This window comes from Idiomarina solivarensis (assembly GCF_033052755.1).
In the GTDB taxonomy this organism is placed as follows: domain Bacteria; phylum Pseudomonadota; class Gammaproteobacteria; order Enterobacterales; family Alteromonadaceae; genus Idiomarina.
On sequence record NZ_JAVFHZ010000003.1, the window covers coordinates 354,087 to 374,178 of the forward strand.

Here is a 20,092-nt window from a genome sequence, read left to right on the forward strand (position 1 = left end):
TCTAATCTGAATTTGGTAGCTCTATCTGCACTTCAAACCCAGATGGCTGGATATTGTTAAATGATATCTTGCCATGGTGCAATTGTATTATTTTCGAGGTGATGGACAGCCCCAGACCAGAGCCGGCGATATTAGTGTGTTCGCGGAATCGATAAAAACGCTCTCCCATTTGTTCAGTTATTTCGGCGGGCACACCGCTGCCTTGATCTCTTATCTTGATAATAATGCTTGCCGATGTATCAACCGCTTCTATTTGTATAGTGGAGTCTGCCGGTGAAAATTTCATTGCGTTGGATAAGAGGTTGGTCAATGCGCTGACTATTAACGCGTTATTGCACGTTATTTTTATTGTGGGAACACCGATTTGCCATTGGTAGTCCTCGACTTGATTGATGGGTAGGCTATCAATCGCTAAGGAAACCAAGGTTTTAATTTCAATTTCATCAAAGTCGGCAGAATTATCCAAACTATCCAGTCGATTTAAACGCAAGAGTTGATTAACTAAATGCGACATCCGCTCTACGGCATGAAAAATAGCTTTACCGGACTGTTTAGAATCCTCCAGAGATTCAGCATGAATAATATTTTCCGCATGTACCTGAATGGCGCTTAACGGTGTGCGCAATTCATGTGACGCATCAGCAATAAAGCGCTTTTCCCGCTCTGAAAACATCTTAATTTGATGTAATAGTTTATTAATTGCCTGTTTTATCGGGATCAACTCTTTGGGCAGGTCGGACTCAATTGGAGACAGGTTATTTAACGCTCTGGCTCTTAAGTCTAAGGCAAATCTGTTAACGGGTTTCAGTACAAGATAAATAATGAAGAGTATAATTAGGCTGATAGGAACCCACATCAATAATAGCGGGTATAGTTGTTCTGAAGCCAGGTAGCCACTTAGCTCACTGCGTACATCCTGTCGTTGAAAAGTGCGCACCCAGATGCCTTTAGATTCTGAGAAATAACTGTAAATAAACCATGTTTGCGCATCATTCTCTAACGTATGGTAGCCAGCCTCTAAATTTTTAAGTGGTAGTACCCGGAGCTGATTGGTGAAAGCCAACAATTCACCATTGGCACTGTATATATGATAGCCGATTTTTGACTCGTACTTATGGCCGCTAGGGCCCCTCTCATTAGCGGGCTCGTCTTCACCGGTATCATCATAGTTTGATATCGGGATTCTTTTGGGTACTGAGTGAGTTTCCGGGGACGGTGTATAAAATGTTGCTAGCGACTTTGCGGTTTGTGCGAGTTGCGCATCAAAAACTTCATCCAATTCGTGCAGGATATCCCGATAACTGGTCCAGGCTGTAATCGCTAATACCGCAATTACAGCTAAGTTAATGCCAATAACCAATGAGCGGCGAAGCGACCAAAGTTTCATAATGATTCGTCTTTTAATCGATAGCCTAAACCCCGGATGGTGGTTATCAGGCTAGGATCCAGTTTCTTGCGCAAATGGTGAATGTGAACCTCTAACGAATTGCTTTCGTTATCACCATTCCAACCATAACATGCGCTCTCTAGTTGCTCTTTACTCACTATTCTGCCCATATGTAATGCTAATTGTTTAACTAACAACCATTCTAACCGGGTCAAATTGATGACTTTATTGCGGAAACGACATTGTTGTGATGCGATATCAACACTGAGCTCACCGCAGATTATAACATCGTTTAATTGCTGGTTTGCTTTTCGTACCTGAACCCGAATACGGGCTTCTAACTCACGCAGTTCAAATGGCTTTACAACGTAGTCATTGGCTCCCTCATTCAGTGCCAGCACCTTCGTATCAATGTCATCCCAAGCGGTGAGCACGACAATAGGAACTTGTTGGCCTGCCTTGCGGAGCTTTTTGATGAGGGATACCGCATTACCATCGGGTAGGCCGAGATCAAAGATTGCGAGTTCGAATTGGTCGGTTTTGAGAGCACTTTCCGCTTGTGACAGATTCATAGCTAGTTCGACAACATAACCCATACGGTTCAGGCCTTTAATGATACCTTCTGCCAAGGTTTTGTCATCTTCAAGGAGTAGTAGACGCATTCGCATATCTCTCGTTAATCTGCGTTAAATCAAGGTTTGCATTATAAAGTGACGTTTCTACATTAAAGTAACCCAATACAGTATGCGAGAAATTATCATGGCTAATATCGGCATCTGAATTATTTTTCGTCATTTCAAATGTCTTTGTAGGCCAGGTTATCCATGGAATATGACGCTGTTCTTTAGGGGCTAACCAGTTCGGTAAACCATGCAGGTAGATACCGTTATCACCTAGGGACTCACCGTGGTCGGATACATACATCATGCTGCTGTCCAGCTCGTTGTGGCTCCTCAACAACCTAATGACCTGACTGACGAGCCGGTCCGTTATCAATAAGCTGTTGTCGTAGGCATTTATAATTTCGTCTTTTGTGCAGTTCGTTAATTCCCGGCTTTTGCATTCCGGAAAAAATCGTTTGAGTTTTTCTGGTGAACGCTCGTAGTATGCTGGTCCGTGGCTGCCCATTTGGTGAAGTACAATGATTGAATCCTGAGTGATGTTTTGTAACCAGGATTTCAATTCATCAAGCATATCAAAGTCGTAGCAGCCCGTTTCTCCACACCTATTTTCATTCATTACAATGGTATTAATACGGTTACAGACGTCTTTGCACCCGGAGTTATTTTCAATCCAGGTCGCATTGATACCGGCGGTTTCTAAAACATCTAATACATTACTCGAACTTCTGGCGGCGTTGGAATAATTATCAGCCGTTAAAAAACTGAACATACAGGGAACAGAGACAGCCGTGGCTGTGCCGCATGACATAGCATCTTTGTAGCTCAAGAGTTGCTCTGATGTTGCCAGTTCCGAGAGCATGGGGGTTGTCGGCCGATCATAGCCATTGAGTGAGAAGTGATCGGCACGTGCCGTTTCGCCCAATACGACCACCATGATTCTTGGTTTTTCCGAGGCTTTAGTTTGCACTGCGTCCTGCCCCAAAGCGGTAAACTGAGCCGGCTTCTCGAGCTTTTGTCTTACAACTGAGACGCTCGCAGAGACGACATTGAAGGGTGCGATCCGATATTTTATATCCCGATGGTTACGAAATAAGGAGGCAAAGTCGTCATAACTTGTATAAGCAATACCAACCGCTAAAAAGCAGAAGCAGGCTGTTGCAACAAGACTCTGTTTAATCTGTGTTAGCGGTCTTGCTTTGGGGATTTTTATGTACACCAGCAATAAAGAAGGGACGATACCCAGTGCTATTAATGTGATAAAAAAACCGGTAGAAAGTTGGTCTCCTGCCTCTGCCGGATCGGTTTCTATGGTGTTGATAAGCATGTCGGGGTCAATAACAATGCCGTATTGCAACATATAAAATGAGGCTGGTGCAGCCACAATCATTAAAATAATCGCCAGTGGCTTGAACGCATTAACGAACCGGCTTAACGCTAGCACAAAGGCATAAAAACAGAGTGTGAATGCCATTAACTTAAACTGTGTGAATGGTTTTACACCGTAAGCCTCCAAAGCGCTTAACAATGGGCCGGAGTAGGCAAAGGTTAACCAGGTCGCAACGACCGTTAACAGTAGTGAAAAATTAAGGGTTAGTCGTTTCATGCTGTTCACCTATATGAAAAATGAATAACGCGATGCTCCAGCAAATAAAGGCTGTGGCGATATCGTCGACGAAGAAGTGGGCGCCACGCAGTTGTTGTGCAAAGCCGAGGATGAAGCCGACAAGAAGTGACAAAACGGCCGATGTCTTAGCAAGGTCGGGGCGGTTTTTACGCCAGAAAAAATAAAGTCCGATCCACGCAAAACCGATACTCGAATGCCCCGACGGAAAGCATCGTCCAGAGCTAAAGTGACTGTCACTTAACGACCACAAATTAACGTAGGGTTTAGTGCCGCCGTATAGACGCAGATCCCAGGGGCAGTCCATACCCAGAGTGGCCTTGAGGTAATTAACCAAGCCAAAAGACAGTAAAAGGGATAAGAGCAGCAGCACATAGCGACGCCGCTGAGAGTGATTTTTTCCCGGAAAAAACTGGACTAAGGTCAAGGCTAATAGCGAAATGACTGCGATTAGATTGAGGTTGCGCACACCTTCATGAAAAATAGTTTCAGTAACAAAGTGGTGTTTAAGTGACCACTGAAAACCCTCGAGTTGATAGAGTTTATTGGCAACTAAAAACTTGAGATCAAATAATTCTGCCGTTGTTAATACAGCAATAAAAATTAGTAGCGTAAACAGCCAACGTTGCCAGATCGTTGTCATTTTCAAAACGGCCATAATAGCGCTGCCCAAACGATGATGAACTGAAGGATGGCAAGGAATACGGCAGCCGACGCAATATCCTTCGCGCGCCCGCTAAGTTCGTGAAAGTCCTCACCGATGCGATCGACCACAGCTTCGACAGCGGAATTAAGCAATTCAGTAATGAGCAAGCCGGACAGAGACAAAAACATTATTAGTCGCTCTATTAGCGCCAGCGGTGCCAGAATTAAAATAGGCGCTAATAAAATGACCAGTACCACTTCTTGACGGAACGCCGCTTCAAAAAGCCATGCAGCCTTAAGCCCTTTTATGGAATACCGAGTTGCATGAAGTATTCGGATTATTCCGATTTTACCTGGTTTCATGATGATTCCTGTCACGATAAAAACTGCATCCTAAGCAACCAATATTAAGTTCAGCTTAAGGTTCCCCGTTTACTATCCAAACCATCATCAAAACTGGGTTGGATTGTTAATGCATAATGTTTATTTGCTAAAGAGAGGGGGAAGGTCGTTAGCGCACTATCGCACGCTGATTACCGGGTTTGGGCTTGGGTTAATTATTTTGAGTGTCAGCCGTCTACTGCTCTTTATCTGGCAGCATGAGCGCGTAACAGAGGCCGGAAATATTGGCTATCTGATGATGATGGGATTGAGGGCTGACGTTGTTCAGATGGGGTATCTGACACTGCCATTATTGTTATTGGCGCCGCTATTTCTAAACCGCTGGGGTGTCGGGCTTTGGCAGAAAATTCAGGGCATCTGGCTGATTGTTGCTATTACCTATATTGCGTTTATGGAGATATCAACGCCTGCCTTTATTATGCAGTACGATTTGCGGCCTAACCGTTTGTTTATTGAATATTTAGCATACCCCAAAGAAGTGTTTAGTACGCTCTGGGGCGGTTTTAAACCCTGGTTATTTTTAAGCGGTGTGGTTGTGATTGGCTTTTTATATGGGTTAACTAAATTAGCAAAGTGCTTGAATAGATCAACCGGCGTTGGGCACAAACACATTGTCAGTTCGCTGATTGTCTGGCCGGTATTGGTGATTCTTGTTTTTGCGGGGGTTCGTTCAACCCTGGCGCATCGGCCGGCTAACCCGGCCTTTTTCGCGGTGACCTCTGATGCATTGGTGAATAGTTTAATTATTAGTTCAGCTTATTCGGTGGAATACGCAATTTATAATATACGCCACGAGGGGAGTGCTGCCCGTGTTTATGGTAGTGCCTCAATCGAGCAAATACTCAATACCGCGAAAAAACAACCTCACTTAGTCGCGAAGACCTTTCCGTCAGAGCAATACCCAACGGTGCATTTTAATACCGCTTCCCGTAACTACGATAAACCGAAGAATATTGTTGTTATTCTGGAAGAAAGTCTGGGGGCTACTTTTGTTAAAGATTTAGGTGGCATTGGTGTGACGCCAAACCTTGAACAGTTGCGGCAGGAAGGTTGGTGGTTTAAGCAACTATACGCGACGGGAACGCGTTCGGTTCGTGGCATTGAAGCGGTCATTTCAAGCTTTTTACCGACACCTGCACGCAGCACGGTAAAACTCTCCTTGTCGCAGCAAAACTTTTACACAGCGGCTGATTTGCTGTCGCGTAAAGGCTATTTCACCGAGTTTATTTACGGTGGTGAAACACATTTTGACAATATGGGAACCTTTTTCATCGGCAACGGCTTTCAGTCAACACTGGGGCAAAGTGACATCACTAATCCACAATTTTTGGGTAGTTGGGGAGTAAGTGACGGCGATTTATTTAATACCGCGCATCAGCGCTTGGAAGAACTGGGAAAAGCCGGACAACCCTTCTTTAGTTTAGTTTTCACTTCTTCAAACCACGAGCCGTTTGAGTTTCCTGACAATGCAATTGAGCTTTATTCAAAGCCAAAAAATACGGTTGAGAATGCCGTGAAATACGCTGATTTTGCTTTGAGTCAGTTCATTGAAAAGGCTAAAAATAGTGACTATTGGGAGGATACAATTTTTCTGATTGTTGCTGACCATGATACGCGTGTCTACGGCAACGAATTAGTGCCCATTAATAAATTCCGTATACCCGGACTTATTTTGGGTGGGTCGATTCAACCCAGGGAAATCGACTCAATAGCCAGTCAAATTGATTTATTACCGACCGTTATATCGCTTGCGGGTATTTCTGCCTGGACCCCGGCAATAGGGCAGGATCTATCAGCAAAAGATGTACCACCCGCTAATCGTGCGATGATGCAGTTTGGTAGTAATTATGCGTGGATGACTAACGAGGGCGTGGCCATATTAACGCCGGGCGAGGATATGACGGGTCATTACGACGTTCAGAAAAACCGCTTTGTCGCAGATGATAAGACGAATAGCCAATTACACGAAGAGGCACTGGCACATGCGTTGTTGCCATCCTGGCTGTATCAAAATCGGGCTTACTTTGTGCCGGAAGGTCTCAACTAGAGTGCTTATTAGTCTGGTCGCTTAAGATTTTCTTAATAAAGGGTATTCATAATGATTCCTGACAATCAAAAGGGGGCTTTATGAATACCCACTACTCTGGCTTATCAAAGATTAATCACTGGTTCACGGTTATTCTTGTGACCGTTATGCTCACGCTCGGCTATATGATGCTTTTTGCTGCTGAAGAAAGTACCGAAGGTTTTTTAAAAGCAGTCCATATTAGCATCGGTTTTTTTGCGTTCTGGTTTTTGTTGTGGCGAACAACTTACCGCCTAAAACAGGGTTTTCCGAAAACACATTCGATGGATGTAAAAGGAATTATTGCGCGCGGTGTTCATTATCTTATTCTGTTGAGTTTGGTGGTATTAGTTATAACTGGTCCGCTTTATCTTTTTACTGAAAATGAAGCGGTAGTCGTGTTTAACTGGTTTAGCGTTCAGTTTGACTTAACGGCACTAAAAGTTATTCATGAACCTGCGGAAGAAGTACACAAACTGTTTGGCTTGTATCTACTGCCTGTTTTACTGGCGATACACATCTTGGCAGCTACTTTTGAATATCTGGTAAATTCTGAGCAATAATAATTTAAAAAAGGAGCATGTCGTTAGGCATGCCCACAGTCATCGAGTTTGACTGGTCAATCAATTGGCTAACACTTCCGTACCATTGATGCAGAAGTTTTTGAAATTAATTGGTTTGTAGTGGCATAGTTGATTTGGCTACCTAATTAATTAGGCCACTATAGCTTCATTTGAGTAAAGAGAAGTCGGTTCAACGTGAATGAATGCTTGGCTTAGAATATTTTTGTTTATGTAGTCAGCCAATTAAAGCTCCTTATTCGTTTAGCTAGAATTAGTAACGTTAGGAGTCCTTCTCGAATCAGCCTCTAAATATTTGAAACATACATCATCTCGTTGGGCGTAAAGCACAAGGAAAGACGATGTTCCCAAAATGCAATAACGGGAACAAGCAAACTCACTAAAAACGGGCTATTTCCCCCTTTATACCCTCTTAAGTACTCAAAATCACGTTTTACAGCAAAAAAGGAACTCGATCATGGCCGAAGTACAAGCGGTTAAAGATCTGGATACCGTGAAGCTCATTAGCTACCTTCTCAAACGAACCTACGGTCAGCAAATTGCCGACGTCTGGGATATCGGCTTGAACCTGGCGTTACGGATTTCAGATTTACTGTCTATCAAGTTTGAAAACATAAACGATGAGCGTCTGACCCTGGTTGAAGGGAAGACGTCGAAACAAGCAACGATTAAATTGAACGACAAAGCACGGTCGATTATTGCTCGCATTAAAGAGGAGCATCCAGATCATACTTACCTATTTCAATCCTATCGAAACCAATGGTCTAAAGGCTTGGACGAGGCCCCGATTAGCCGCCGTTACGTTTCGCGGGCGTTCGCGGCGATTGGAGAGGAGGTTGGCATTAAACTTGGAACTCATTCAATGCGAAAGACCCGAGGCTATCACCTTTATAAGAACACAAACGACATCGCCAGGGTAATGAAGATGCTACGTCATAGCTCTGAGGCTGTGACGCTGCGTTATATTGGCATTACTCAGGAGGATGTTGACCGTGACTTTGCTGAATTAGAGCTATAGGGGCTGAGGGCCCCTATTTTTTGTGTCGTCCATCCGAAGTACCAATCAAGCGAGATTAAAACCTATATCACCTAATGGCAGTTACGGCTGCAGTTAATTAACTGTCAATTAGGAGAACATTTATGTCGAATGTAACGGTGGTTCATACCAAGTCGGAACTAGAGCTAGCCATCGAAAGGCGGGATAAAACAATTGCTGTAAAAAGCGCGTCACTGGCTGATGATGTGAAAACGGTTAAGTCAGCCTCATCTGGAGCTTTTGCTTTAGCTATTGGCTCTGCAGGCGTCTTTGCTACCAATTTCTGGAATCCGCTGGGCTGGGGCTCAGGTATTATCGGAACGCTATCTACAGGGTCGCTGATCACTGCAATTATCGCGATTGGTCTCAGCTCGACATTGCTATTCGCTATCTACAACGATTACTCGATTAAGGGGCGAACATCGATTCAGCTGGCTGGTGGTAACAGCATTGATGCGGATTTGGTCATGGAGAGGGACTAACTATGGCTAGCATGAAACGAAACATTATTGGCGTTAAAATGCGACCAGGTGAGGTTCGCTTTGTTGCTGTTGCGTCGATTGAACGTGTGGAAGCGTTTGGTAATTACGTAAAGATCTACTTTGGCAACGAGCGAGTGCTGCATCGAGCAACGCTATCTGACATGGAGGAATTACTGGACGATAGATTCATTCGCATCCATCGCAGTCACATCGTAAAGCGAGACCAATTGAGAAAGCTCTTATCAGAGTTAGGTCGATACCAGGAAGTGGAATTAGCTGATGAGACCGTGCTTCCGTTGGGAAGTCATTATAAGCGCCAGCTGATGCTCGATATTGGTTTGTAAGGGATAGGCTCAGGGTAGGTTAACCCTGGGCTTATTTTTTGTCTTAGGGGCTCCTTTAACAGCGCCATCACGCATGATAGGGACATTTGCTGGCGCCTCGATACCAAACTTGACTTGACCATCCTTTAGCTTTTTCGGATGTCTACCGTTATATGGTTGCCTATTGTGAGTTTCACGAACCCCATGCGGCTTAGAATGGGTACTGTGAAGTCCTTTTCCATCAAGTTAAGCTAACTGCAGCTAGGTTAAGCTTAGGACCAATATTTCTTGCGATTGCTGCATGCAAGTCTATAGTGACATGATGAGAAAGCTCTAGAATTCATGTCTTTAGTACATGATTTATGTCGTTCTATGAAACTTTGGCTAAATATAGAGCAGGTGACTTACTTAGAAAATGGAATATTAGTAGATGCGCTTTTTTTCGGAAGGACCCAACATTCCCGACTTGTTGCTGGAGAGACGAGATCGGGGGCAAGTAGTTTTTTTGTGCGGGGCCGGAGTCTCTCTAAGCGCTGGCATGCCAGACTTTTACAATCTTGCAAAGTATGTGATGGATTTTTTCGATCCGCCTAAAGGGTCGGCTGTAGAGTCAGAGTTTAGACCATGGATAGAGGAAAATGAGAGCGGAAGCAAACGCTCAAAAACTCCTCTCGACCAGATTTTTCATCTTCTTCATCAGGAATATGGTCGGGATGAAGTTAATGAGTTGGTTGCTGAGCGGTTATGGAACTATCGAGTAGATGGAGCGAAAAGTACAGAACATAGTGTAATTGCTAGAATTTCGTCGGACCAAGAGGGTAAGCCTCAAATCGTCACTACTAACTTTGATCTCTTGTTTGAGAAATCAGTTAACGACGGAGAACTAGAGATCTATCAACCTCCTGCCTTTCCTGACATAAGTCTTGGTGTTCCGCTAACAGGGATCATCTATTTACATGGACGACTTCAAGATCCGAAGACTGAGAACCATCCATATATCCTTAGTAGTGCAGACTTCGGGCGAGCATATTTATCAGAGGGTTGGGCTACAAATTTCATTCGCTCGCTGCTTAAAAGCTACACAGTTGTATTAATAGGTTATCAAGCCGAAGATCCACCGGTGAAGTATCTCCTCCAGGGGTTAAATCACGATGGGCGGTCGGATAGATCAAATCTTTATGCTTTTGATAAAGGAAAACCTGAAGATATTGAAGCTAAATGGAGAGATAGAGGCATTACCCCTATAGCTTGCAAAGATTATCCTAGTCTTTGGGAAAGTCTCACAGCATGGGCAGAACGAGCAGAAAACCAACGGCAATGGAGAGCCAATGTTATTGATACAGCAAGGAAAGGACCTCGTAAGCTGTTTGCCCACGAGCGAGGTCAGGTTACACATTTAGTACGCACGACACCAGGGGCTAGACTGTTTGCCATGGCAGAGCCTTCGCCGCCGCCAGAATGGCTGTGCGTTTTTGATGCTCTGTGTCGCGTGGCCAAAGAAAGCAGGAGGTACGGCGAAGGCGCTGAAAAGTTTGACCCTTTTGAAGAATATGGATTGGATGATGACCCTCCTAGATCTTCGGAGTTAGATAAGCAATCGAATTGGGAGCATGACCATATTTTCGAGTGGCGACGAGGCGACACCAATCCCACCAATGCCCATAGACTTGGAGGCCGTCAAATTGCAGGTTTAGAAAGTATGCCCCCAAGGCTAGCCCATCTTTCCAATTGGCTTGCGAAGCATATAGATAGCCCTATTGTTGCGTGGTGGGCCGCCCGTCAACAAGGACTTCACCCGCGACTTGAGAATATTATTAAGAGAGAGTTGCGAGGAAATCATGAGCTTCATCCTGAGGCGCGTCGTAGTTGGAATCTTATTCTCGAATATCAATCCGATAGCCGAAACTTTTGTTGGAATAGTGACTGGTATGAAATTAAAGATAGAATTGAGAATGAGGGTTGGACTCAAAGTGTGCTAAGAGATTTCGAAACCGCAACAGCACCAGTATTATTCTTACAACGACCTCTAGGCATTGGAGCTTCGAAGCCTCCGTCAGGAGACTGGGAAGAAACTAGTACACAGGAAGTTGCTCGCTTTGAGGTAAAGTTTCCTGATAGGTATGAGTTGAAGCTACCTGATGAAACTTTGGAGCCAGTCCTGCGTATTGTTGAGTCACATCTTCGTCGAAGTGAAGGGCTTTTATTGGATGTGCAGGCAATCTATTTTTTAGTTCCTACATGTTACCCAGAGCGAAAAGTCGACGTTGAAGAAAACGACATTCATGCAATGTTTAATTGGTACGTTGAATTATTTGTTCGAATGATCTCATACGATCCAAAAAAGGCCAAAGCATATGTAACTACTTGGCCCATTGATGAGAGTTTTTACTTCAGAAAGCTCAGACTTTTCGCACTTAACCACGCAGAGTTATTTGGGGCTGAAGAGGTTGTCGACAGTTTAATGGCGCTTTCGCAGGAAAGCTTTTGGGATCACGATGCACGTAGAGAGCTGTTATTTCTACTTAGAGACAGATGGGAAGGATTTTCGGTTAAGAGCAGACAGATATTAGCTGAGCGCTTACTTGACGGACCAGACGAGTCAGATGAAGAATATCCGACTCTCAGTAAGGAAATAGCGTGTCGCTATTCGCGCTGGCTTACTCTACAAGGTAAAGAGCTGTCAAAGAGTCAAACATCGCGTTTAGACAATATGCTTTCAGAGCTACCTCGATGGAATGATGGCTTGGCGGGGAGTTTTGTTGAAGAATCTGTTAGTTCCGTTAGAAGTATAGGTACGGATGAAGCGCCTGATACAGTTATAGAATTACCAGTTACACAAGTAGTAGAGAGTGCACAGGCTGTATATGAACGAGATTTTGACAGCGACACAGAAAGACGCCCTTTTACTGGTTTAGTGAAAGTTAATCCACGGAAGGCACTTGCCTCTCTGTCACACATGAGCCGACGGAATAAGTATCCCCAAGCTTTTTGGTCTACTTTAATTAGTGATTGGCCAGACGAAACCACCCCTCGGCTATTCTGTGTATTCCTTCACAGGTTAAGTAACTTACCTTATAACGCTATTCGTGAGTTAAGAAACCCCGTCGGGCGATGGATTCAAAAAAAGCTAACTATGGCTTTTCAATTTGATGAAGCACTCGCATGGAGTACCTTTGATCATCTGGTTTCTGGGCTAATCTCTGAAGAAGGGCAGGCTACACGCAGTGGGTTAGGAGAAGTTCGTAGAGGTGGTGAAGTTATTGAAAAATCAAGGCGAACTATTGAGCATGCTATAAACGGCCCCGTTGGCCAAGTGATGGAAGGGTTACTTAATACACTGAACTCGTTGAAGCTAAAGCAAGGGGTAGGAATACCAGAAGAACTCAAATTTCGAATTGAGCATTTAACTTCCGCACCTGGGGAGGGTGAAGATCACGCTGTTGCAGTTTTAACTCGGCAGATATGCTGGCTGCACTATCTAGATCCTGAATGGGTTAAGGAGCGGGTCATTCCTTGGTTTAGTTTTGAGCATAATTTATCAGAGCCCGCGTGGAATGGATATTTGTCTGCAGCAAAGCTTCCACCTTATGAAATTGGGGTTTTGCTTAAGCCCTTAGTGCTGAAACTATTTCCAAGAATTTATCAATGGAGTTGGGCTCAACATTTTTCAACTGTAGCAGCTCAGATTGTGGTTGAACTTTCAATATTTCGAAGTGGAAAACAGGATGGGTTGAACGGCAAGGAAGCTCGTATTTGTCTGCGTAATATGGACGAAAAAAACCGTCAAGATGCAATATTTCGGCTACGTTTGATAGGTAAGCGTGAAGAGAGCGGTTGGTCTGAACACGTTATTCCTTTCGTCAATACAGTTTGGCCAAGAGAGCGTGAGCTTAGAACATCCAAACTAGTATCGTCGTGGGTGTCTTTGTTAGACGATACTGACGACAAATTTCCTGAAGTACTCAGCTCAGTTCGAAAGTTTTTAGTACCGGTAGAAAGCGGAAATCATTGGCTTCATTCCTTTAGTAGGGGCATTAGGGGAAAAGAGCCTCTTACAATAAAGTATCCTGCTGATGTATTAAATTTACTCGATGTGATTGTTCCTAATAATCCGAAAGGTGTTCCGTATGAACTGGCCCAAATACTTGACATCATTGAAAATACAGATGCAAACCTTGTAAGTGATCGAGTTTTTTTAAGGTTGACTAGCTTGATTGAACAAACTTAGGCTAGAGAATGTATTCCGCTTTAATTAGACTATCTAAGCTCCGGTTTTATCCAGTTTTTTAGGTCAAATGTTAGATTTGGTCTAAACTCTTTTCAGCTCATAACCGTTAACCTTTCCTTTTGCTTCCGCATGGCTAGGTAGGCTTCTCACTAACTACATTAAATGTTTCAGATAATCTCGCCCCAATATCCATTAGCTCGTTGCAGTTTCGTGGGTCACACATGGCCCGAGCCGCTAAATTATTTTGTAAGTCGCTACGGCAGTAGTCGTTATTTTTAGCGGCGATATCATTAAGATATTTATTAAACATGTGCGCCGCGAACTTATCGGGCTTTGTCCATGTGTCGCGCATCATGTTGAATAGTGACTGGTTATCGCATTTCATAGCTATGCCATAACGGTTTAGATGCAACATGCATATTAGAAATGCGGTCTCAGCAGCTTTGTCTGGCTTTTGGGACCAGTTACTTTGCGCCAGCTGCACACCATACTCGGCGGCAACCTGAAAGACAGTTTCAAGGTTTGCTTCAAAACCTGCATACGTTCGACTGACTATGATACAGATTTTAATTAGAGCAGAAGTGTTAACTTCTGCTTCAATGTTACCGTGGAAAGCATAATGTGCTTTAACAATGTCGTCCGACGTGAGAAAGACAAGTTCCATAGTGATTCATCCGTTAGTTAATAGTTGTATTTGTAAGCGGTGATTCCTCAATACCGCAGGGGATAAACGCTGTTGGTCCGCTCATGGTCAATGCGGTCCATCATCCATTCATCGATTTCAGAATCTATCCAGGCAACGTTTCTGCCGAGTACATGAACAGGCTTGGGGAATTTGCCTTCCCCAATCAGTTTGTAAATTGAGGTGCGCCCCAGCCCGACGCGTTCTTTAACCTCGTTTAATCGTAGAAACCTCATTAGCTTCTCCATTTCTTTGTGTCATAGGATTAGTAAGAACTGAGATGAATTAACGCGAACGACGAATCAATCAAATCTCAGGCCTATATCACGCATGTGCATTGAAGAATCGAAAACATGGAGACACAAAATGCACGAGCAAAACGCTGAGTATGTAACGAATGGGCCGATGACTGAGGTTGATGTGTTGAATAAAGCGTCTGAGATCTTGGAGACGAAGTTTTTGAAGGGGGAGGGCTTTACCAGCCCATCGGCCGCAAAAGACTTTCTTAGGTACAAGCTGGCGCATCAAAAACGTGAGGTGTTCGCAATACTGCTGATGGATTCACAGCACCGGCTGATTGAGTATAAGGAGTTGTTCTTTGGGACGATTAACGCCGCCCCGGTGTATCCCCGCGAAGTGATGAAGGAAGTGCTTCAGCAAAACGCTGCAGCCATCATCCTGGCGCACAACCATCCATCGGGGGTGACTGAGCCATCGGAAGCTGACAAGCGTGTGACGACGCGTATCAAGGACGCGCTCAATCACATAGACGTCCCCGTGCTTGACCACATTGTAGTAGGCCAAGACACGGTTTCGTTTGCTGAAAGGGGATTGTTGTAGTTGTAATGCCGCTAGGCGCGTAGAAGAGGTTTTCCCTGGGCCTCTTCTGCGTTGCTTGGTGCCTTATGTTGGCGCTTTATTTTTTGCCTTATTTACGACTTGTGGTGAACGCAGGGCGACCACGTTGATAAAGCGTTGTACTCTCCTTGCATAAGTAGCTGTAATGCCTAAAAGCCTCTCGAGTTTCCTGACTGAATGAATTAAACGGGCCTTTTAAGCGACGGTATGACGGCGTTGACCCATGAATTAAATACTCAGTAGGGCCAGCGTTAACGCCTCCCGTGCTATACCAGGCATCTCTAATGATTTTCCCCAGCTCTGAGTTATCACCAGGTCCCAAGTTGCCTACCTGCCTGAAGACATCGTTGTTGACGAAAAGAACAACATGGTAATGCTCGTATGGTGATTGTATGTTTTGCTCAGCTTTACGGGCATATCGGACAGTGCAATGATGCGCAGAGCCTTTAAGTAACCTTTCTCTGTCATACTTAGCCTTAATTCTCCGGTTAACAGCTCTGATGAAATGCTCCATTGGCGGCTCAAGATGCAAAGGCATACCGGCTACAGGCACTTTCAAATCAAAGCGAACCGCTAACGTCCGTGAATGCTCATTCAGCGCTCTTTCCATCGTGTCATGCAGACCACTTAAATCTTCCTTAATATATGGCGCGTGTTGAGACCATAGCGGAAAGCCTTTGTACGAAGTGTCGTAATACAGTGTTTGGTTATGGTTCATTGGGTTGCGTGTTGGTCTGTTCATAATTAGCTCCATGATCATTGAATACTCATAACTGATCTGATCCTGTAATAGTTAACCATGAGTCAGACGGTAAGCTTGGGGGCTTACCTATCACTGGCTAAGCATTGGTTACTAGACGTACCAATGAATGATGTACACAGTGGTAGTTATAAGTATTACTATTACCGAGAAAACACCTGTCGGCATTCGCTGCACTTTTGGATCTCAAGTGACAGCGTTCTCGACGATTTTGACTAATCTCCGTTGTTCGGAAGTTAGTATTTGATTGGCAAAAAAATTGCCGGTTGGGCAATGCTACGAGGCTGATCAATTCCTCGTAGCGAGTGCCGTATGAGGTAGACTCTTGACGAAAAAAGTCAAAACCTCTGCTATTTCTGCTACGATGGCAGAAATAGCGGGCTTTTACAGAGTATCGTGATAAATGGGCATCACCTCGCTTTTATATTTAACAAGTTAAAGACTTGACCGAGGTCTAGGTAATATTTGAACAACTCGGCCGGTGTACAAGTCAGTAGCGTTAGAGGGCGACAAGTTATTCTTGACCTGAAACTGCTCTAACATCGGATAGTCCACATCATATTGCGGGTATAGGTCGATTAAAATTAGCCCTGTTCGTTCTACTCGATAAACACGTATATTCCCATTATTTGCTGATGCCTCTAATGCGGCATCGAAACGTCCAGGGGGTCTTAAAGGGTTTGGACCGTTCTGACGAGCTTTGTTTTTCATGATGTATCTCTGTCCCTCAGATCTTTGGGTATTGAAAAATACGTCAAGCTTATGAATATCTGATATGTGATCAGGAAGAACTTTAAAATGGTTCAGATACGTCCTTGAAAAATAAAAAGCTATATTTATAGCGTCGCGTAGGATGCCTACTGATATATCTTTATCTTTACCCAGCTCTACGTAGGTTAGTAAAGCAGCTATACGTCCAATGTTTTCGAAGAGTTTATTTCCGTGCTCCCGAGCATGTTCAAAGCAGCCACCAGGACCAAGTTCAAGCTCAATATCATTATAAATTTTCATTCCTAACTCCTTCGCCTCATGAGACCAGCGAATAGTGTCCCGCTTACAGTCGGATTTATGACGTTCAGATATTTCCAGTAGAAGTTCTCTAGCCAGCTCATTGTGCTCGTGCAGACCCTCCTCGATGTCTGGTTCTTTAGTCTTGATGAAGCGTTGTCCCTGAGTGCTTTGCGGATTACTAACAATTAAGCGTCCGGTAAAGCCAATACCGACAGACTCTTCTCCTTTCTTCCGCATATACTTTTCGACAGCACTTGGCTGTCCGGCTATTACAAGAGTTAATCGCGCATCCGTTACTGTATAGTTAGGGGATGACTTTCTATAAACAGAACAAGGTTCGCCTGACCATAAATTGTTAAGCAACGGTAGTTTTTGCATAGCTCTGCCCTGAAGAATTGTTCCTCCTTCATTAGATATCAGGGCAACATTTGGCCAACCATGCCCCAGCTGATGTAAGGTAGCTTCGGGGGTTATATCTTCGAATACAATGTTTAGCTCGGTTGGCTTTTTGGGATATCCAGATTTAGCGGTTTTAAGCTTCTGTTTTAAGTCATTTAGCGAAGACTCCTTATCAGATTTAACTGCGGTAACAATTGCTTTTTTAAGGTGTTTAATCTTTTCATCAATAATTTCGCTATCTATCTCGTACTCAATCAGTTGGTTTTCAAGTCGTTTAGCCTCCTCTTGCTGAAAGTCAATAATAGTTTGGTTCAAAAGGTCAAAGACCGTAGTTTTTCTCTCTCCTGATGCAGCAATGATTAAAATAAATAAACCAAGGGCTCCCCCTTTCCCCTGAATTTTTTCTACATTAGCCAATCCCTGGATTAACGTGGAGTAGTTGCCTAAGGCTGCTAATAAGCTAATCTCCCACGGGGCTTGAGTGATGGCTGTTAAAGAATGAATTAGCTTCTCGGTTTTCGGACAAGAAGGTAACCCATCATGCAGGTACGTATACTGCAGACGAGAACTGATCGAGTCATCAACTTGCATTTCGTTCCTCCACACGTGCGTTAAGCCACTCAATAACTTCCTGCTCAATGTAACGAACCGACCGCTCTCCTAGGCTGATCGGCTTTGGGTAAGTGGGATCGTACTGTTTCGAGTTTTTATCTAACTTCGCAAAGTGGTACGATTTCGAAATCGACAATAAATCAAGCACCTCTTGTAATCGCAGTACCTTTCCAGGTAACTGTGCTCTGTTGTGTTCTTGCATATTTCCTCCTTTTGAATAGAACTGCGGAACACACGAGTAATTACAGCGCATGATGGCAATAAATGGCTAGCATTCTATGGGGACAAAAATGTGTAAAAATGGAATTTTAAGGGTCAAACGTGCACAAGAATTCACTACAGCTAAGGACTTTCGAGATGAATTCCGTTGTGTTGCATGGTGGCGTTACCAGTATGCTCATCGTTATGTAATTCAGACATTGCTTCGTTTGAAAAAGTGGGAAAGTGAGTCCATAGCAACCTTTAAGTGGTTAGAGACCGTTGCATATAAGTACGGAATAATAGAGAAACGAGAGAACCTCACTCGCTCTCACTACACAGCGGCGCTGCTGGAAATGGCTAACTGTCTGGTCTACAGCTATCACAAGCGCAATCAAGTTGATGCTGAAGTAAACCCGGTTTATGAAAAGTTGGTTGCCGGTTATGGATTTCTATTCGATAGGCTGCATAGTGATGAAGTAAAGACAGTAAAAGTTCTTCATGATTTGACCATGGAGTTAGGCTTTCTGGTTATACCGTTTTATTTGGAGCCAGATAAAGAGACGTCTTGGATGGCATTTGTGGAGAGAAATGGTGATGAACTTTCGAGAATTAGACGGAGCCGGCTGTATCCATATCCAAGGTATCACTTGAAGGTGAGGGGAGTTGATATAGTTTATGCCGCACACGAACGTGAGGTGACGGATAATTGGGATATGATTGTTTATTACGGTGAGAAGTCGAAGGTTGGTGAGCTAAAAGACCAAATAGAGGATAGATGGGAGCAAGAGTCTCCTGTTGAGATCGGTAACCCATTAGCGCATAAATTTCGAATGTATGTAAACCGACCATCTTGCTCCCGTAGGTACGTTTTAAAATATTTAAAAGCCGGAATTATCGGACTTGCACCTCTGAACTGCGAAGGTTTTTTTCCTTTAATTGACGAGGAAAAGCCAAGAGGAAGAGCTATAAAGCGGGAGCAAAGGCATCCCTATAAGGCTAATATCAAGAAGATTATTGGTTCGGAACCGAAGCTTGTGCACAAGAAAACGCAGTATAAGAAGATTGAACAATGGAGTCGAAAAATAAATCGTGAAAATCAACAGTATAGTGACGCGCTAAGGCTCACGGATGAAGCTCTTACCCAATACCTAAGCCTTGAGCAGAGTAATGTTCGACGTGCAATCGGCCTGAGAATTTGGGATAGAGTTGCCGAGTCTCGTTCGGAGAGTTTATCTCAAGAGGTTGATTCAAAAGATCTGAAGTCAAGTGTTGCAAAGCACACTAAAGCTCCTGGCAAAAATGATACCGTAGGGGGAATAATAAGCTCACTGATTAAGGAGCTCGCAGAAACTCACCCTGAACTATTAGAGTACTATAGAAAAGACTGGAATAGCGGTGATTCAGCGGCAAGTGCTCAAACTATAATGAGCACCTTAAAAAAGCGTATGAGACGAGATTATCAGATGACAGAGTACTGTATTGCCCAAAAAGGCTTTTTCAGTACCTACGAATCAACACGGGGTAGCAAATAATTCAATTTCTCGAATAAATAATGAAAATCAAAGAAATATTTACTAACCTAATTTTTAGAGCCTATAGATAGTGTTCCTTGAGATGCTTCCTCAATATGCCCAGACCACCATTCCATCATTTCCCGGCGCTGCTTCATGTAAGTGGCGCGGTTATATGCCGCTCGAATTTTGTCTTTGTCCTTATGCGCCAGCGCAACTTCAATCACGTCTCTGTCAAAGCCCTGCTCGTTAAGAGTTGTGCTGGCTAGTGCTCTTAGTCCGTGAGCAACCAGGCGTCCCTCGAAGCCCATGCGCTTGAGTGCCCTGTTAGCGGTTTCTTTATTAGCATGCCTTAGGGGAGCCCTATCGGAAGGGAATATGAACTCTCTATGGCCACTCAATGGCTGCATGAACTCCAGCAATGCTAGTGACTGCTTAGTTAATGGTACTTCGTGAGGGCGTGCCATTTTCATTCGTTCAGCGGGGATCGCCCATATGGCTTTATCGAAATCGATTTCTTCCCAGCGGGCTTGCACGGCCTCACCTGGACGGACCATGGTATGCAGTTGCCATTCAATCAAGCAACGTTGCGTATTTCGGGGTCATCCGGACATTGATTTCGGTCTGAGCCGGACAAGCATTTCGGTATCATCCGGACAGTGATT

19 protein-coding genes and 1 pseudogene are annotated in these 20,092 nt (G+C 44.0%); 9 read left to right on the top strand and 11 right to left on the bottom strand.

Annotated elements, in window-relative coordinates:
- Position 1: 1 nt before the first annotated feature.
- The 5 genes from RBK99_RS07485 to RBK99_RS07505 are packed head-to-tail and all read right to left on the bottom strand — an operon-like array spanning position 2 to position 4,639.
- Positions 2 to 1,387 carry an ATP-binding protein gene (locus RBK99_RS07485; protein WP_110014391.1) on the bottom strand — a complete coding sequence of 462 codons (1,386 nt, stop codon included), beginning with the start codon at positions 1,385 to 1,387 and terminating at the stop codon, positions 2 to 4.
- Positions 1,384 to 2,049 (bottom strand): response regulator, encoded by a 666-nt coding sequence (locus tag RBK99_RS07490; protein WP_110014390.1) that lies wholly within the window; start codon positions 2,047 to 2,049, stop codon positions 1,384 to 1,386. Before RBK99_RS07490 ends, RBK99_RS07485 begins: the two co-directional genes overlap by 4 nt.
- Positions 2,030 to 3,613 (bottom strand): phosphoethanolamine transferase, encoded by a 1,584-nt coding sequence (locus RBK99_RS07495; RefSeq protein WP_110014389.1) that lies wholly within the window; start codon positions 3,611 to 3,613, stop codon positions 2,030 to 2,032. Before RBK99_RS07495 ends, RBK99_RS07490 begins: the two co-directional genes overlap by 20 nt.
- Positions 3,594 to 4,289, bottom strand: a complete 696-nt coding sequence (locus tag RBK99_RS07500) for a phosphatase PAP2 family protein (RefSeq protein WP_110014388.1) — start codon at positions 4,287 to 4,289, stop codon at positions 3,594 to 3,596. The genes RBK99_RS07495 and RBK99_RS07500 overlap by 20 nt, the downstream gene beginning before the upstream one ends.
- Positions 4,277 to 4,639, bottom strand: a complete 363-nt coding sequence (locus tag RBK99_RS07505; RefSeq protein ID WP_110014387.1) for a diacylglycerol kinase — start codon at positions 4,637 to 4,639, stop codon at positions 4,277 to 4,279. The genes RBK99_RS07500 and RBK99_RS07505 overlap by 13 nt, the downstream gene beginning before the upstream one ends.
- Positions 4,640 to 4,748: 109 nt before the next feature.
- Between RBK99_RS07505 and RBK99_RS07510 the strand changes: the two genes are divergently transcribed.
- The 6 genes from RBK99_RS07510 to RBK99_RS07535 all read left to right on the top strand — a co-directional run bounded on the left by RBK99_RS07510 (position 4,749) and on the right by RBK99_RS07535 (position 13,393).
- Positions 4,749 to 6,725 carry an LTA synthase family protein gene (locus tag RBK99_RS07510; protein WP_317498263.1) on the top strand — a complete coding sequence of 659 codons (1,977 nt, stop codon included), beginning with the start codon at positions 4,749 to 4,751 and terminating at the stop codon, positions 6,723 to 6,725.
- Positions 6,726 to 6,805: 80 nt separating this feature from the next.
- Positions 6,806 to 7,306: a cytochrome b/b6 domain-containing protein gene (locus tag RBK99_RS07515; protein ID WP_110014385.1), complete on the top strand. Its 501-nt coding sequence runs from the start codon at positions 6,806 to 6,808 to the stop codon at positions 7,304 to 7,306.
- Positions 7,307 to 7,781: 475 nt separating this feature from the next.
- Positions 7,782 to 8,342: a tyrosine-type recombinase/integrase gene (locus tag RBK99_RS07520; RefSeq protein WP_110014384.1), complete on the top strand. Its 561-nt coding sequence runs from the start codon at positions 7,782 to 7,784 to the stop codon at positions 8,340 to 8,342.
- Positions 8,343 to 8,464: 122 nt separating this feature from the next.
- Entirely contained in the window at positions 8,465 to 8,842 is a 378-nt protein-coding gene (locus RBK99_RS07525; protein ID WP_110014383.1) for a hypothetical protein, read from the top strand.
- 2 nt (positions 8,843 to 8,844) lie between these two features.
- Positions 8,845 to 9,186 (top strand): LytR/AlgR family response regulator transcription factor, encoded by a 342-nt coding sequence (locus tag RBK99_RS07530; protein WP_110014382.1) that lies wholly within the window; start codon positions 8,845 to 8,847, stop codon positions 9,184 to 9,186.
- A 517-nt stretch (positions 9,187 to 9,703) separates the two neighbouring features.
- The gene (locus RBK99_RS07535; protein WP_317503977.1) at positions 9,704 to 13,393 is read left to right on the top strand and encodes an SIR2 family protein; all 3,690 of its coding nucleotides are present in this window, start codon (positions 9,704 to 9,706) and stop codon (positions 13,391 to 13,393) included.
- Positions 13,394 to 13,526: 133 nt separating this feature from the next.
- On the opposite strand, the gene RBK99_RS07540 is transcribed toward RBK99_RS07535, so the two are convergent.
- Both RBK99_RS07540 and RBK99_RS07545 read right to left on the bottom strand, forming a co-directional pair.
- The gene (locus tag RBK99_RS07540) at positions 13,527 to 14,057 is read right to left on the bottom strand and encodes a hypothetical protein (protein WP_317503978.1); all 531 of its coding nucleotides are present in this window, start codon (positions 14,055 to 14,057) and stop codon (positions 13,527 to 13,529) included.
- A gap of 47 nt (positions 14,058 to 14,104) precedes the next feature.
- Positions 14,105 to 14,311: an AlpA family transcriptional regulator gene (locus RBK99_RS07545; RefSeq protein ID WP_317503979.1), complete on the bottom strand. Its 207-nt coding sequence runs from the start codon at positions 14,309 to 14,311 to the stop codon at positions 14,105 to 14,107.
- A 130-nt stretch (positions 14,312 to 14,441) separates the two neighbouring features.
- Here RBK99_RS07545 and radC point away from each other — a divergent pair, with 130 nt between their 5' ends.
- Positions 14,442 to 14,915 (top strand): RadC family protein, encoded by a 474-nt coding sequence (gene radC / locus RBK99_RS07550; protein WP_053953340.1) that lies wholly within the window; start codon positions 14,442 to 14,444, stop codon positions 14,913 to 14,915.
- 88 nt (positions 14,916 to 15,003) lie between these two features.
- Here the strand turns inward: radC and RBK99_RS07555 are convergent, their stop codons facing one another.
- Positions 15,004 to 15,675, bottom strand: a complete 672-nt coding sequence (locus RBK99_RS07555; RefSeq protein WP_166635839.1) for a YagK/YfjJ domain-containing protein — start codon at positions 15,673 to 15,675, stop codon at positions 15,004 to 15,006.
- A gap of 57 nt (positions 15,676 to 15,732) precedes the next feature.
- On the opposite strand from RBK99_RS07555, the gene RBK99_RS07560 reads away from it, so the two are divergent.
- On the top strand, positions 15,733 to 15,912 hold the full coding sequence (locus tag RBK99_RS07560; RefSeq protein ID WP_133566303.1) for a hypothetical protein: 180 nt from the start codon (positions 15,733 to 15,735) through the stop codon (positions 15,910 to 15,912).
- A gap of 216 nt (positions 15,913 to 16,128) precedes the next feature.
- Here RBK99_RS07560 and RBK99_RS07565 read toward each other — a convergent pair whose 3' ends face one another.
- Positions 16,129 to 17,694, bottom strand: a complete 1,566-nt coding sequence (locus RBK99_RS07565) for a YfjI family protein (RefSeq protein ID WP_317503980.1) — start codon at positions 17,692 to 17,694, stop codon at positions 16,129 to 16,131.
- Positions 17,684 to 17,917 (bottom strand): helix-turn-helix transcriptional regulator, encoded by a 234-nt coding sequence (locus RBK99_RS07570; RefSeq protein WP_317503981.1) that lies wholly within the window; start codon positions 17,915 to 17,917, stop codon positions 17,684 to 17,686. The genes RBK99_RS07565 and RBK99_RS07570 overlap by 11 nt, the downstream gene beginning before the upstream one ends.
- Before the next feature lie 88 nt (positions 17,918 to 18,005).
- Here RBK99_RS07570 and RBK99_RS07575 point away from each other — a divergent pair, with 88 nt between their 5' ends.
- Positions 18,006 to 19,448 (top strand): hypothetical protein, encoded by a 1,443-nt coding sequence (locus RBK99_RS07575; RefSeq protein WP_317503982.1) that lies wholly within the window; start codon positions 18,006 to 18,008, stop codon positions 19,446 to 19,448.
- Between the two features lie 47 nt (positions 19,449 to 19,495).
- Here the strand turns inward: RBK99_RS07575 and RBK99_RS07580 are convergent.
- Positions 19,496 to 20,014 (bottom strand): annotated as a pseudogene (locus RBK99_RS07580) (tyrosine-type recombinase/integrase); the annotation flags it as partial.
- Positions 20,015 to 20,092 lie beyond the last annotated feature (78 nt).

What these genes read in the sequence shown, in the direction of transcription:
- RBK99_RS07485 (WP_110014391.1), bottom strand. Translation starts at nt 1,387, where the DNA reads ATGAAACTTTGGTCGCTTCGCCGCTCATTGGTTATTGGCATTAACTTA.
- RBK99_RS07490 (WP_110014390.1), bottom strand. Translation starts at nt 2,049, where the DNA reads ATGCGTCTACTACTCCTTGAAGATGACAAAACCTTGGCAGAAGGTATC.
- RBK99_RS07495 (WP_110014389.1), bottom strand. Translation starts at nt 3,613, where the DNA reads ATGAAACGACTAACCCTTAATTTTTCACTACTGTTAACGGTCGTTGCG.
- RBK99_RS07500 (WP_110014388.1), bottom strand. Translation starts at nt 4,289, where the DNA reads ATGGCCGTTTTGAAAATGACAACGATCTGGCAACGTTGGCTGTTTACG.
- RBK99_RS07505 (WP_110014387.1), bottom strand. Translation starts at nt 4,639, where the DNA reads ATGAAACCAGGTAAAATCGGAATAATCCGAATACTTCATGCAACTCGG.
- RBK99_RS07510 (WP_317498263.1), top strand. Translation starts at nt 4,749, where the DNA reads ATGCATAATGTTTATTTGCTAAAGAGAGGGGGAAGGTCGTTAGCGCAC.
- RBK99_RS07515 (WP_110014385.1), top strand. Translation starts at nt 6,806, where the DNA reads ATGAATACCCACTACTCTGGCTTATCAAAGATTAATCACTGGTTCACG.
- RBK99_RS07520 (WP_110014384.1), top strand. Translation starts at nt 7,782, where the DNA reads ATGGCCGAAGTACAAGCGGTTAAAGATCTGGATACCGTGAAGCTCATT.
- RBK99_RS07525 (WP_110014383.1), top strand. Translation starts at nt 8,465, where the DNA reads ATGTCGAATGTAACGGTGGTTCATACCAAGTCGGAACTAGAGCTAGCC.
- RBK99_RS07530 (WP_110014382.1), top strand. Translation starts at nt 8,845, where the DNA reads ATGGCTAGCATGAAACGAAACATTATTGGCGTTAAAATGCGACCAGGT.
- RBK99_RS07535 (WP_317503977.1), top strand. Translation starts at nt 9,704, where the DNA reads ATGCCAGACTTTTACAATCTTGCAAAGTATGTGATGGATTTTTTCGAT.
- RBK99_RS07540 (WP_317503978.1), bottom strand. Translation starts at nt 14,057, where the DNA reads ATGGAACTTGTCTTTCTCACGTCGGACGACATTGTTAAAGCACATTAT.
- RBK99_RS07545 (WP_317503979.1), bottom strand. Translation starts at nt 14,311, where the DNA reads ATGAGGTTTCTACGATTAAACGAGGTTAAAGAACGCGTCGGGCTGGGG.
- radC (WP_053953340.1), top strand. Translation starts at nt 14,442, where the DNA reads ATGCACGAGCAAAACGCTGAGTATGTAACGAATGGGCCGATGACTGAG.
- RBK99_RS07555 (WP_166635839.1), bottom strand. Translation starts at nt 15,675, where the DNA reads ATGAACAGACCAACACGCAACCCAATGAACCATAACCAAACACTGTAT.
- RBK99_RS07560 (WP_133566303.1), top strand. Translation starts at nt 15,733, where the DNA reads ATGAGTCAGACGGTAAGCTTGGGGGCTTACCTATCACTGGCTAAGCAT.
- RBK99_RS07565 (WP_317503980.1), bottom strand. Translation starts at nt 17,694, where the DNA reads ATGCAAGTTGATGACTCGATCAGTTCTCGTCTGCAGTATACGTACCTG.
- RBK99_RS07570 (WP_317503981.1), bottom strand. Translation starts at nt 17,917, where the DNA reads ATGCAAGAACACAACAGAGCACAGTTACCTGGAAAGGTACTGCGATTA.
- RBK99_RS07575 (WP_317503982.1), top strand. Translation starts at nt 18,006, where the DNA reads ATGTGTAAAAATGGAATTTTAAGGGTCAAACGTGCACAAGAATTCACT.